The organism is Bacillus sp. FJAT-45350 (genome assembly GCF_002335805.1).
GTDB lineage: Bacteria > Bacillota > Bacilli > Bacillales > NISU01 > FJAT-45350.
This window is the reverse complement of the sequence record NZ_NISU01000006.1, coordinates 1-13930: the sequence shown is the minus strand read 5'-3', so window position 1 is coordinate 13930 and position 13930 is coordinate 1. Positions and strand designations below refer to the sequence as shown.

The window sequence follows — 13930 nt, the reverse complement described above, 5'->3', positions numbered from 1 at the left end:
ACCTTTGGTTAGGTATTTCCTTTTTTGGCTCTAAGCAGAGAAAACATTAAAACTGAAAATTCCAACAATATTTATGCAACACTAGTGATATTCCCCACAAAAAAACTACATTACTTGGGATTTTTATCCTTTATTTTAAATGTATTAAAAAGCGGTTTTCAAATTAAAAGTTCTTTAAATCGTGACAGGTACCGATTTCAGGAAATAACATTTTACTAAATTGAAATCAATTTGTTGTATTACCGATTATTACCACAAATATATACTCTGATGAGATTTCCATAGCATTTCCTGGTGCTATAACTACAGGGATCAACTTATATTCTTGGTAATGACGTATACTGTGAAGCATTTCTGTGTAACAAGATTTTTAGGGCGGTGACAGGCACCGATTCCTGATAACGATATATTAATAAGAAAAAATAGCGTAATTGATTAATATCGTGTAATATAGATAATAATATGAAGATAAATAGCATTGGAGGTAGTAAAGATGCAATATCCATATAACTTACCATTCCTCCCCATTACGTTTGATCCGGAAACAGAGCTTGCCTTCTACAAGAAGATGGTCGAGGGCTCAGCAGAATTAGAAAAGCTAAAACAAAAACTTCGCTATTCTTTAGTCAATGAATCCTTTATTCAACTTATTACTTTGCAAGAATCGGTACAGTCTACACGCATCGAAGGTACTCAAGTAACCTTCAGTGAAATGCTTGAAGATAAAATTGAACAAAGACAAGATTGGCAGAAAGTTGAGGTTCGGAACTATCAAGGTGCACTTCAGATGGGTGTTTTAACCATTCAAACTGGGTACCCATTAACAGAACGCTTAATTCGAGATATGCATAAAGAACTAATGCAAAACGCACGTGGTTCTACTAGTTCCTCTGGTGAATACAGAAAAATTCAAAACTTTATCGGACCAACAAAGTATATAAAAGATGCATCCTATATCCCTCCTGAACCCCAGCTTATGGGAGAATATATGACTAATCTCGAACGATACATAAATGGACACCCCTATCAAACTAAAGAACAAGAACCATTACATCCACTGATCAAAGCAGCCATCGTCCATGCACAGTTTGAATCTATTCATCCTTTCTTAGATGGAGACGGACGGTTAGGAAGGATACTGATTGTTCTATACTTACTACAAAGTAAACTTATTGATTCCCCCTTTTTTTTCTTAAGTGAGGAGCTTGAAAAAGAAAAATTTAAATACTATGCCATGTTGAATGGTGTTCGTGCGATTGGACGAAAAGAACCAGATTGGAAAAGTTGGACATTATTTTTTCTCGAGGCTACTATACGAATGGCAAAACACCAGTATGAGAAATTAGATCAAGCTGAGAAGCTATATAATGACGGACTTTCAAAGCTTCAACAACCTGCCACAAAGAAAGTATGGGGAGCTCTGTTTTCTAATCCAATTGCTAACGTTGAACAAATTAAGGAAACAACCAATTTAGCACCTCCGACCATTAGAAAAAGCCTAGCTCAACTTGTTGAACTAAACATGATTTTTGGAGATGACAAAAAGAGAAATCGACGTTTTTATCAGTATGATTTAATAAGAATCATGTCTGATTACTAAAGACAACGATATGTCGTTTGTCACTGAATATGTGATTGACTTTAATAACCAGAAGGGTTATCTAAAGGCCTAAATGAAAATCCTGTTGAGAAGTTTTGAGACTTTTCAACAGGATTTTCTTTACTTTAACATATGGTTATTAAGAGTGATGGTCATGTGACAGACCCTAAATGCTCGAGAGTACCTATTCCGCAAACAAAGTGAACACCGAACGAAGCTTTTGGACAATGTGTGAGAAGTAATGTTCTAGCCGTGAATAGTTTTCAATCATCTTTACAACATCTTCACCGGACTGAGTTCCATCTACATTAAAACGATTAAGTAAATAACCATCATCCTCAAGTGTTGTATATCCTCTTTGTACAGTATACGTTAGTCTATAACCAGCCTTTTTTGCTAACTGTTCTGAAAGGTCACTGTATGTACCATATGGATAGGAAAAACTAACAACCTTATTACCAACATTCTTTTCAATATAATGCTTAGAATCCTTAAAGTCTTGCGCTGCTCTTTCTATGTATTCATCAATCGTCTCTAACTCACCCTTAATATAAACAGGTTCTGCAATCATACCAACCATCTTCTTTTGGGAATTTTCACGCTGGTAGTGTAAATCGAATGTATGACTTTGAATTTCTATTAATCCTGTCTCATACATTTCCCGAGCCTGTTTCCAAGTAAAGTGCTCATAGTTAAAAGGCTTTTTCCCACGAGAGACACCAATAACAAACATTGTTGCTTTCATATTTAACTCTTTCAAAATAGGAAAAGCATACTCGTAATTCGATAAATAACCATCGTCAAAGGTAATCATGATCGGCTTCTCAGGCAATGTTAGCTCACCATGTAAGAAAGAAAGAAGCTCATGATCATTAATTGTGGTAAAACCAGCCTTTTTCAGTGACAGAAGTTGTTCTTTAAAACGATCAGGGTCTACTGTAATTGAATTATTTTCACCTGGAACTAGATTATGATACATCAAAATCGGAATGTTAATTTTATCTTGCGGGTAAATATAATCATTACTTAGTATTGATAAGCTTGATATATCTTCTTCATATACCACCGTATATCCAAAGGTCTCTACATCGCTAATAGGAACATAATTGCTTTCACTTTCAAAAGAAACGCCTAATACTTCCTCTATTTCTTTTAGAGAAATAAAAAACTGTTCATCTTTCACTTTAATACTTGAAGACAGCTCAACTTTCGTCCCATCAATGTATAAGTCAGGTATATTAACTGAGGAAAGAGCAAGATATACAAATCCAATTATTATAAAGAAAAAAAATAAAATGAGATTCCGCTGTTTTTTATTCATTATGCATTCCAACCTCAGGTTTTATTCTAATTTGGCTCTTGTTAATTAGTTGAAAACTCATGATCTATTATAACCAGCTGTTTATCATTAACAACGATCTTTTCCATGATATGCTCATTCTCTAAATAGACTGCGGCAAATAAATCATAAGCGATTGGACCAAATAATGGTTCAAACGTATTTCGTACAGAAGAAGAAGTTGTATCATTCTCTCCTTTTTCTACATGATAGGAGGAGATGACCACATAATATTCTCCAGGAGATATCCGATTAACGACATATTCACCCTTCTCATCAATTGTAGCCGTATGCACTGAAATTCCCTCTTGCCATACACCCATAGCTATAAGCTCGGCCTGTTGTTGTGTAACTTCCTGATAATTAAAAGACGTTGGAATGAGATATACCTTTGACTGTGTATCTGGCAGATTTATAGTGGCGTCATCAGATTTCCAAGTAATCTTACCTTTTAATAAACCACCAGACTGCTGTACGTTTGGCTGAGATTGACTGCTTTTTGTATCAATCGTTACGACTCTCATATTTCCATCCCAGGCTACATTCGCTCCTATTGTCTCACTTATAAAACGTAGGGGTACTAGCGTCCTACTATTGTTAATTTGAGAAGCTACATCCAAAGAGACGTTTCTTCCATCTAGGTTCGCTTTCGTTTCACCAACCTTCATTTCTAATGTTCTTCCATCAAATTGAGAATGGATCGTACGAGTTTGCTCTCTATAATCAACAGAAGCCCCTAATCTCTCAAAAATTCCTCGCATCGGTACAAGGGTTCTCCCATCAACAATAATCGGCGGTTGGTCATATCTCTGTAGTTCACCATCAATATACACTTTTATCTCATTTGAAGCTGATACATGCTCTATACTCCCATAATAGGGAACTATTAATAAAAGTGCAGTTAACATCAGTAAAAGATACTTCTTCATTAAGTCACCTCATTTAGTTTTGTCTGCGGAAAAATTTTCTCTCTTATATTTTTGATATATCAACCGTATAAGTAGTAAACCCAACAATCCACCAATTGAGTCAAGCACCACGTCTTCTACTAAAGGAGTACGATTCGGTGTGAACCCCTGGTGAATTTCATCTGTAATAGCATAAAAAACAACCAATAGAAACGACCACAAAAACGGCTTTGGAAGATTAATAGAGTATAGGGCTCGGTAAGCTAGGATAGCTAGGATAAAATAAGCAAAAACATGTGCACCTTTACGGATAAAAAACTCAAAAAATCCTGTAACTCCTAGATTATCAATGCTCACTTCTGTGTTCGAATATGTAAATGAAACATATGAAAACATCGCTTCCATCCAACCAAGACTAAGATGTTCATCCATGGCTGGTTGCAAATCTTGTCTTTCATATGGCTGTGAAGAAGCAAAAAAGATTAATCCCATCCATAGAAGAAGGGGTAAAAAATATAATAGAAACCGTCTCATTAGTTAAAACTCCTAGCTAAGAAAACCTAGAATCTACTTCTCTACATCTTCTATTATACAGCACGAGGTAGGAGTTGAACAAAAAGATTCATTAAGAAATTTTTTCATACTTTGCTTTTTTCATGTAAAGAGGACACTGAAAAAGATTTTTTCAGTGTCCTCTATTAGTATGCCCCCTCAGGAGGTAGTTTCTCTAAAGTTCCTCTTCAACTTCAATATCCATATCAACATGTAGTTCTTGTTCAAACTGTGCGAGCATTAATTCCTCAAGCTCTGTTAACTTAATTACTTCTTCTTGTGTTGGAATTCCGTAACTATATTCGACTTCACCATTAATATTTTTTTTCTTGGCGAAAAAATCTAGCATAAAACCAAATGTCTGGTCATCGATTTTTATATCAAAATCAACATTTGTTACATCATAAACAATTTGATTTTGGCCGTTAATGACAATGTATTGGTTTAGTAGATTTATATCTACTACATTTGAAATCTCATTAATAACCGTTTCTAGCTCTGTTTCAAGTTCGACCAATGCTTCCTGCAATCCTGCTAAATCCTCTGCTGGTATTCCTAGAATATCAGCATATTCTGGGTCTGATAGAACAACGATCATCTCTGGAAGAAAGCTTTCAAACAATGTAGTCATAAAAGGTTGCAATGTTTCATTTGTCAATTCAAATTTAATAATTTGGTTTGCATCAACATCACTTGGTAACTCAAACGTTTCAGCACCAGCAAAATTATAATAATCATTACCGAAGTAATCGAATAACAGCTGGTACATCACTTTAGCAAACTGCTGTTGAAGTTCGATATCTACAACTTGTGAAGTCCCGTTTATGTCTGCTAGCTCATTCATATCAATCTCAATAAATTTATCAGTTACTTCTGATGGAAGACCTAACATCGGTAACTCAGGTAGCTTAATCCACATTTTTTCTTCTGTAATAATTGCAGACATCGTCACAGACATACCAAAAGCTCCAGGAAGCGTTAAAGTCATATCCATTTCAGTAAAATTAGGCTCAAGTTGATAAGCACCTTCAATTGTTACCTCAATATTTTCTAACATACCAGCAACCATCGCTAATTCAGGTACTTCTAAAAGCAATTCTTCTGGCAAACTAAGACCAAACGTCATTCCACCTGAAAGCTCGTATGTCTCTAGCTCAAACTCATTTTCATAAATTTCTTTTAGTAATTCAGGTAACACTCGCTCACTATTCTCCATAGCACGCACAAGAAATACTGCAAACTGAGCTCGTGTTGTTGCTTCTAATGGACGAAATGTTCCATCTTCAAAGCCTGTTGTTACACCAAACGTATAAGTCGAATCTACAGCTTGATAAAACCATGCATCTTTTGGTACATCACTCAAACTCGAAAGCTGCGAGCCTGATAAATCGAAAGCTCTAGTTAAAACTGCTGCCATCTCTGCTCTACTTAAGGATTGACTCGGATTAAAGTTTCCTTCAGACCCTTGCATAATACCTGCTTCCGTTATCGCAGCAATTGCATGATATTCAGGATGACTTGTTGGTACATCACCATATTGTGGTATCACTACATCTGTCATCTCAAGTGAAAGAACGCTAGCAAGAACGTTAGCTGCATGAGCTCTTGTTAATTCATGTGTCGGACGAAACGTTCCATCCCCATATCCACCTAATACATCCATCCCTACTAAATACTGAACGGCTTCTTCTGCCCAAGGTGCCTGATCCATATCAGTAAACAATTCACCAGCTTGCACCTTAAACCCAGGGAAAATCAGTCCAACTACAAGAGCAAGCATCATCATATGCATTGTTATTTTTTTCATTCCTTATATATCCTCCTTATTTTTCTAAATTTACAAACACATCTATTATATTACCATATTTACCCTCTTGTTTTTCAAAGAATTGTAGAATGTTACTTTTATACTAGGTTTCACCTTAAGTACCTCACGTTTAATCAATATCGAAAACTAAAAAGTAATGTGAAACTTTCAACCTGAATACTAATAAAAGTTCAAATATTTAATTACAGAAATCTCTTTCGATTTAAAAATTCAGAAAGAACAACTACTTGAAACCTTATTAATAATGGAGATGAATGGACTAGTTTAATTGAGGGGGAAGCTTAGGTTACTAGACAAAATAGTCCATAGTCAACCTGAATTTGTTTCTACATTGAGGTTGGAGGTTTTAAACCAATGGGCTACAAATATAATCTCAATTATTTCCATTCTGCAACAGATTACGAGGAACTGAAAAGGATTGTAAATGTCATGCTAGAGCAACTAGGTGAGAAATGGACAGAATGGTATATTCACGACTTTATAAAACAACTTCCTTGGCATAGTTACCGCAATCCGCTTCTAAAATCTATTCAATATAGTAAATGGCATTCTGATAGCATTAAGCTATTACTAGGGCTCTTTACTGGATTAAGTGCTCTTGAAAAGATCAGTTCAATGAGCGATGGTTCAAAGGAAGAAAAAGAAACAAAAGGTTCTTGAAGAATTATATCGAGAGCTTTCAGGCTTGGGAGACTTAGGGGTGTAGAACAATGCTAAAAATAGAACAATTAGAAAACCATCTAACGAAAATCCTTCCTGTTCCTTACATGGGAAACTGTTTCCGGCTGATACATCTCAAATATTTGCTCAATGGCGATACCTATCCTAACAGAGGGGGAACGGGATACCCTATAACTGAACGTTTAATACGTGACATGCATAAAGAGCTAATGCGTAATGCACGTGGGTCTACTAGTTCTTCAAGCGAATACAGAAAAATCCAAAACTTTATCAGTCCAACAAAACATATAAAAGATGCATCTTATATACCACCTGAGCCCCAGCTTATGGGGGAATATATGGCAAATCTTGAACGGTACATAAATGGACACCCTTATCAATCAACAGAAGAAGAACCACTACACCCACTCTTCAAAGTAGCCATTATTCATGCCCAGTTTGAGTCAATTCATCCCTTTTTAGACGGTAATGGACGTTTAGGTAGAATCCTTATTGTTCTTTATTTACTTCAGTCTAAACTTATTGATTCTCCGTTCTTTTTCTTAAGTGAGGAGCTAGAGAATGAAAAATTTAAGTACTATGCGATGTTAAATGGTGTACACACCATCGGTAGAAATAAACCAGATTGGAAGAGTTGGATTTTACTTTTTCTCGAAGCTACTATACGTATGGCAAAACACCAGTACGAGAAATTAGACCAAGCTGAAAAGTTATATAATGACGGACTTTCCAAGCTACAACAGCCTGCCACTAAAACTATGATATAATAAGAATCATGTCTGATTACTAAAGACAACAATATTTTTATCCATACATGCTGACTGAAGTAAACATTTACTTTAGAAATAGCTCACCTTATTTGACTAGCAGGGTGGCTATTTCTTTTTGTTTACATAGATGACAATATCCTCTAAAAGACATTTCCACTACTTTTCCACTGCAAAAAGACATTAAAAGAAAACTAGTGAAGTCAGCATTCATTTGGTATAATCAGGATGTTACCTATTTATACGTAAAGGAGGACTGCAATGGTTCGAAAAAGTAGGGTTTGGTTTCCTCATGCTATGTATCATATTACGAATCGGGGAAACCGTCGGACAGCTTTATTTTTAGACAAAGATGATCGGCTTTCCTATTTAGATATTCTCGAAGAAACAAGAAATCGCTTCCCCTTTTACCTCCACACATACTGCCTTATGACAAATCACATCCACCTTCAATTGCAAACAATACACGATCCCATTCACTTGATTATGAAACAGCTGAACACAAATTATGCGAAATACTTCAATAAAAAGCACCATTATGTAGGACATGTCTTCCAAGGGAGATATGGAGCTGAATTGATTGATTCCAGAGAATACGAGCTTGAAGCAAGTAAGTATATTCACTTAAACCCCTATGAAGCAAAAATGGTTGTGAAACCAGAAAATTATCCTTGGAGTAGCTACCGGGCGTATATCTTTCGTGAGGCCAACTTCCACGTCCAAACGGAACGAATTCTATCCTATTTCCCCCACCCTCAAAGCTTTCACTACCAACAATATGTTGAACATGATGACACACTACCTGAACCACCTACTCATCTGAAACCTTTTCTTAAGTTATAAGAAAAACGGCAAAGCAGTCTTTCATTAAATGCAATGAGGCATAGCAACTACATGCTTTTAAAATTTTGTGACAAGTGGCTTTCTAGTCCTGAACGAGTAGTGTGCGAAGCCATTGCTCTCCTTCAATCGAATTAGCTTATTAATTCCGATGTTATAAAATATGCTTTCACCCTTTCACTCCCTACCCTAGAAAGGAGAAACTCATGGCATCTACAGTCTACAGTTTCACAATCACTGGTGTTGACGGTCATCTGATTGAGGTTGAGGCTGATACAATTAGCGGTCAACAAGTCGTTTCCATCGTCGGACTTGGGGATACCGCTATAAAAGAATCGAAAGAGCGCCTCGAATCAGCGATTACATACGCTAGCTTTCATTTTCCTGAAAAAAAGATGATTATTAACCTCGCTCCTTCCCACATGAAAAAGATGGGATCTCATTTTGACCTTGCAATGGCGATTGCGCTTCTTATGAGAACCAATCAAATCGAAGTGCAGCTTGCCTCCTTTGCGCTGATTGGAGAGTTATCATTAAACGCGAAAATCCGCTCTGTTACTGGTGTTCTTCCGATGGCCATCTCTGCAAAAGAAAATGGCATCCGTCACTTCATCGTTCCTAATGACAATGTAGAGGAAGCTGCTCTTGTAAAAGGGATTGAAGTTATTGGATGTTGCTCCCTCCAAGAGGCCATCGATATTTTGCAAAGAAAACAGCAGTCCCCTACCATTCTCACAGAACGAAAAACTACTCCCAAGTCTAGAAATCCAACCGACTTTTCCGATGTAAAAGGACAGAATATACTAATCGAATATCTAGCAGTAGCTGCTGCCGGTGGTCATAATATGATGATGATTGGGCCTCCTGGCTGTGGAAAGTCCATGCTTGCTAAACGAGTACCAACGATTTTACCGCCAATGACCGAGCAAGAAGCGTTAGAGATTACGAAGATTTACAGTGTTTCAAAGCTACTAAAAGAAGGTGGCCTAGTTACAGAGAGACCCTTTCGTGCACCTCACCACAATGCTTCAACAAACTCTCTCATCGGCGGTGGAAACCGCTCTCTTCCAGGGGAGATTTCTTTAGCTCATCATGGTGTACTTTTTCTCGATGAGATCGCTGAATTTCAGAAGAAAACATTAGAAGCACTCAGACAACCGATGGAAGACAGACAAGTAACCATTTCACGAGTTCAGCAAACGAACACATATCCAGCAAATTTTATGCTTATTGCGGCGATGAACCCGTGCCCCTGTGGCTATTTTGGACAGGAAAAATGTCGCTGCACAGACTATGAAGTGATTAAGTATCGTAATAAAATTTCTGGTCCAATGCTCGACCGAATCGATATTCAAAAATATGTACAGACGATTAATTTCTTTGAAAACGAAGAACATGGGGAGTCATCAGCTGATATTCGTGAAAAAGTAGCGATTGCTCGTGAACGACAGCAGAAACGCTATCAAGATGATGGGATTACGTGTAATGCTGAACTAACGCCAGCTCTTATAAAGAAGTTCTGTCAACTTGATACTGAGACGGAAACGTTACTAAAGAAGGCATATGAACATTACCAATACAGTGGACGCACGATCCATAAATTCATTAAAGTTGCACGAACCTTTGCGGATCTGAACGGAGATACGCAAATTCAAAAGCAACATGTAATGGCTGCTTTACATTCAAGAGATTTAGACCGTGAACGAAAGAATTTACTAATTATGTAATCGTGTGAAAGGAGGCTTAATAAATTGAAAGAGTATTGGATTTGGTTTAGCACGATTAAAAACATAGGACCGGTTTTACAAAAGCGTCTTCTCGATTACTTTCCAACACCAAAAGCCATATTTGAAGCTGATATTGATGAACTAAGTGTGGTACCATTAATTGGAAAGAAAATAGCGAAAGAAATCAAGAATCACCCACTCACATCTGTAGAGCCTATTTTAACCAAAATGGGAGAGAAAAAGATTGATATAGTCACGTACGATAATCGACAATTTGAATATGTATTTTCGTGCAAGCGTTCCCCTATTCTTTTTTACTATTTAGGGAAATTGCCGGAAAAACAAGGCATAGCCATTGTTGGAGCAAGACGATGTACAGATGAAGGAAAACGAGCCGCCGAAGAGATTGCCCGTTCTGCCGCAGTAAACGAGATTCCTATCATAAGTGGCATGGCAAAAGGAATTGATAGCTATGCACATACATCCTGTCTGAAAGAAAATGGGTATACAGTGGCTGTTTTAGCCGGCGGTGTTGATGTTTGCTACCCAAAGGAACATGCCACACTCTATGAAAAAGTCATCGATTCAGGTATGGTACTCTCTGCTTCTCCTCCTCAAACACGACCTCATCCAAAATATTTTGTAGAAAGGAATGCCCATATTACCGCTTGGTCAAAGACAGTTGTTGTTGTACAAGCAGCACCGAAAAGCGGTTCTCTCACAACCGCAGCTTTTGCAAAGGAGCAGGGCAGAACGCTTTTCGCTGTCCCACAGTCGATTTATTTACAAGAGGGCAAAGGCTCGAATCAACTACTAGTAGAAGGAGCAAAACCGTACCTGAATCCTGCCTCTCTTGGATTTAAAGAAAAGCAACGAAATCATACTTCCCATCGACAAGCCACTCCTACCAACACTATCGAAAATAACATTCTATCGTTTATTGATACTCAAAATATCTCTTCAATCGAAGAGATTTCTCTCCAATTAAAAATACAGAAGCAACAACTACTAGAAACCTTGCTATTTATGGAGATGAATGGATTAGTTAAATTGCGGGGAGGAAGCTTAGTGGAACTAGCTCATTGAAAAACTTTAGAATAAACAGCTACTTTCACATCATACCAGAGAGGATTAAATGTCTATCCACTAGCTTTGGCCTTGCACATGGTCAGGTGTGTGACATTGAATAGGAAAAGGAGAGAGTTACTACAATTGTAATTATTACGTATCTTCATGTATAATATATTGATGATCAACGTAGAATAAAAAAAAGACCAAGTGCGCTAACACTTGGTCAATGCAACTACATGCCGCATGAAGAGCGGCTGAAAGAAATAAGTTTGTTGCTGAAATAGCTCACCTTACTTTCTCAGGGCAGGGTGGCTATTTCTTTTTGTTTAGATAAACGACAATAGTTACGATTAGTGTAAGTACCGCTATTAGTACGAGGCTAAATTGCACCAGTAAACTAAGTGCTTCATATGTCGTCATATGCCTCACCCTCTTTCTTCAGGGAGTTCAGCCGCCACCTTGCTTTATGTAGTTGCTAGTGTGATTATAGCAAACGCTTATTCGTCTTTCTACTATTCTAGTTATCATTTAAATTGATAAAACACACCTAGAGGCAGTTTGAAAGTAGATTAGGAACCTACCTGCAATTGCAATATCGTGGAGATTTCATGTATAATATCGTTATATTCAACATAAAATAAAAAAAACCGGACACCGCAAATGCCCAGTCAATTACAGCCCCTACCGTCAGGATGGTGGTTGTCTAAGTAAATTTATTTCTTTCGAGAACCACCCTGTTGCTTTGGTCGGCGTAGGGTGGCTTTCTTGTTTTTATCTAACACGTTTTTCCGAAAGAAATATTCGCTTATTTCGCGCACAATACCTTTCAGAACTTCACGAAGAAATTCAAGAAATGTTTCCATGATTATCACCTCCTTTCCACTTTGGAAAGAAGCATGACAACCAACTACACTAACAATATTCAGCTGCAATGTAATTCTATCATATGAGAAAGGAAAAGCACCTCATTAAAACGCAGCTTTCCCTCGTTCGATATGGTGCTTCCACTTTGTTTCATTATTTTTCTCAATATTGTGCATTCCAATAAGTGGTGTCTGACACTATAGCCGTTTAGCCGTTATTCTTCAAAGTCATGGTTACGAATGTACGCAGTATTTCTTCCGGCACCGATTTTGATAATATATCCTTCCTTCAATAAATCTGATAGTGCTTTTTCAATCGTTGTGACACTAATGTCTGGGCAAAGAGTAGCAATTTCAGCTTTCGTTATCTTTCCAACTTTAGTTGAAAAAATATGACGAACTCGTTCAGCTTTAGTCAAACCTTGGTTTCGAATGGTTTCAACTCGACTGCTAAAATCTTTATAAGCACTTAAAATAACACCCAGATAATATTTAACAAATGGAGCATAGTTGTTGTTCTCTTCCTTCCAGCCTTTTGAACTTTCCTCAAGAACCTCATAATAGCTTTCCTTTGTTTTCTCAATAATCATCTCTATACTAATGTATTTTCCGACAATGTATCCTTCCTGATATAGGAGTAAGAGTGTTAACAATCGACTCATTCTCCCGTTTCCATCATTAAAAGGATCGATGCTGAGAAAATCAAAGATGAACTTCGAAACTAACAAAAGTGGATCAATTTCACTTTGGTTGACAGCCTTTAGGAATGTTGTACAAAGGGCATCCATGGCTTCTGGTGTTTCATAAGCTGATAAGGTCTGAAAACGTACCCGTCGATTTCCTTCACTGTCTACTTCCTCGATAACGTTATCAATATTTTTAAATCGGCCACCTGACGATGCAGGACTGTAGGTGTACAAATCCCGGTGTAGCTGAAGAATTACGTTCGGTCTCACTCTGATATACTCATAGTTTTCGTGAATGGTATTTAACACTTCTCGATACCCCGCTATTTCCTGCTCATCACGATTTTTCGGTTCGGCATTCTCAGCCACAAGTTCACTTAAACGAGCATCAGTTGTAAGTATACCCTCAATTCGGTTAGAAGCACCGGTACTCTGAATTTTAGCGACTCGTAGCATAGCCTCTAAAATATCTGGCTGTGCCTCCATGAACAACTCTTGTTTTCCCTTGTACTCATGAATCGCTGAAATAAGGTTAACAATATCAGGTGTATATAGTTCTTTATTTATCTCAAAATAATTAAATGTTCTCATCATTATTTACCTACCTTATCCGTTACCCTTCTGCATAAATGATACTATTATTTTATGCAGAAAAGCAACCAAGTATGCAGATTAGTGTTTTGTGTACTGCTATTGCACGAGGCTACTTTTCTTTTACGATCTAATTTAAATAAACAACACCTAAACGAACTCCTTCGTATGATGTCGTGCTTTTACTTAAAGTATTGAACATATTCTTAATTGTCCATAAGTGGCAGCTGACCAATAGCCCTATGTGTTGAAAGGTTTAGATATAAGTACAACATCTTTTATTCATGTCCACTCCTAGTGGAAAAAGAAAGATTTTTGTCCATTTTCGGTGTCTGACACCATAGCCTTAATCTTTATTCTTTAAAACAAATAACTTATAATAAAGTTCACTAGTGTTGCATTAATTAATTTCAAATATTAAAAAGACTCAAAATCTTCAATAATCTCATTTTACGCACAGAAAAAGTCCTTTATAAT

The 13930-nt window shown here is 37.0% G+C and carries 13 protein-coding genes; 6 read left to right on the top strand and 7 right to left on the bottom strand.

Annotated elements, in window-relative coordinates; genetic code table 11:
- Positions 1 to 493 precede the first annotated feature (493 nt).
- Positions 494 to 1600 carry a Fic family protein gene (locus tag CD003_RS21350; RefSeq protein WP_096203287.1) on the top strand — a complete coding sequence of 369 codons (1107 nt, stop codon included), beginning with the start codon at positions 494 to 496 and terminating at the stop codon, positions 1598 to 1600.
- A 184-nt stretch (positions 1601 to 1784) separates the two neighbouring features.
- Here the strand turns inward: CD003_RS21350 and CD003_RS21345 are convergent, their stop codons facing one another.
- The 4 genes from CD003_RS21345 to CD003_RS21330 all read right to left on the bottom strand — a co-directional run bounded on the left by CD003_RS21345 (position 1785) and on the right by CD003_RS21330 (position 6206).
- The gene (locus tag CD003_RS21345; protein ID WP_096203286.1) at positions 1785 to 2921 is read right to left on the bottom strand and encodes a polysaccharide deacetylase family protein; all 1137 of its coding nucleotides are present in this window, start codon (positions 2919 to 2921) and stop codon (positions 1785 to 1787) included.
- A 41-nt stretch (positions 2922 to 2962) separates the two neighbouring features.
- Entirely contained in the window at positions 2963 to 3868 is a 906-nt protein-coding gene (locus CD003_RS21340) for a copper amine oxidase N-terminal domain-containing protein (protein ID WP_096203285.1), read from the bottom strand.
- Positions 3869 to 3877: 9 nt separating this feature from the next.
- The gene (locus CD003_RS21335) at positions 3878 to 4381 is read right to left on the bottom strand and encodes a VanZ family protein (protein ID WP_096203284.1); all 504 of its coding nucleotides are present in this window, start codon (positions 4379 to 4381) and stop codon (positions 3878 to 3880) included.
- Between the two features lie 193 nt (positions 4382 to 4574).
- Complete coding sequence (locus CD003_RS21330) at positions 4575 to 6206, bottom strand: S-layer homology domain-containing protein (protein WP_096203283.1); 1632 nt, start codon at positions 6204 to 6206, stop codon at positions 4575 to 4577.
- 375 nt (positions 6207 to 6581) lie between these two features.
- Here CD003_RS21330 and CD003_RS21325 point away from each other — a divergent pair, with 375 nt between their 5' ends.
- The 5 genes from CD003_RS21325 to CD003_RS21305 all read left to right on the top strand — a co-directional run bounded on the left by CD003_RS21325 (position 6582) and on the right by CD003_RS21305 (position 11328).
- Positions 6582 to 6887 carry a hypothetical protein gene (locus CD003_RS21325; protein ID WP_096203282.1) on the top strand — a complete coding sequence of 102 codons (306 nt, stop codon included), beginning with the start codon at positions 6582 to 6584 and terminating at the stop codon, positions 6885 to 6887.
- 50 nt (positions 6888 to 6937) lie between these two features.
- A complete protein-coding gene (locus CD003_RS21320) occupies positions 6938 to 7675 on the top strand; it encodes a Fic family protein (protein ID WP_096203281.1) in 738 nt (245 codons plus the stop codon).
- 261 nt (positions 7676 to 7936) lie between these two features.
- Positions 7937 to 8518, top strand: coding sequence for a transposase (locus CD003_RS21315; protein ID WP_096203280.1), 582 nt, complete (start codon positions 7937 to 7939; stop codon positions 8516 to 8518).
- 203 nt (positions 8519 to 8721) lie between these two features.
- Positions 8722 to 10242, top strand: coding sequence for a YifB family Mg chelatase-like AAA ATPase (locus CD003_RS21310; RefSeq protein ID WP_096203279.1), 1521 nt, complete (start codon positions 8722 to 8724; stop codon positions 10240 to 10242).
- A gap of 24 nt (positions 10243 to 10266) precedes the next feature.
- Positions 10267 to 11328, top strand: coding sequence for a DNA-processing protein DprA (locus CD003_RS21305; RefSeq protein WP_096203278.1), 1062 nt, complete (start codon positions 10267 to 10269; stop codon positions 11326 to 11328).
- A 297-nt stretch (positions 11329 to 11625) separates the two neighbouring features.
- Here CD003_RS21305 and CD003_RS22430 read toward each other — a convergent pair whose 3' ends face one another.
- From CD003_RS22430 to CD003_RS21295, 3 genes are all read right to left on the bottom strand, one after another.
- Entirely contained in the window at positions 11626 to 11733 is a 108-nt protein-coding gene (locus tag CD003_RS22430; protein WP_257008423.1) for a putative holin-like toxin, read from the bottom strand.
- Between the two features lie 293 nt (positions 11734 to 12026).
- Positions 12027 to 12176, bottom strand: coding sequence for a hypothetical protein (locus tag CD003_RS22065; protein WP_096203277.1), 150 nt, complete (start codon positions 12174 to 12176; stop codon positions 12027 to 12029).
- Between the two features lie 215 nt (positions 12177 to 12391).
- The gene (locus tag CD003_RS21295) at positions 12392 to 13456 is read right to left on the bottom strand and encodes a Fic family protein (RefSeq protein WP_257008422.1); all 1065 of its coding nucleotides are present in this window, start codon (positions 13454 to 13456) and stop codon (positions 12392 to 12394) included.
- Between the last annotated feature and the right edge of the window lie 474 nt (positions 13457 to 13930).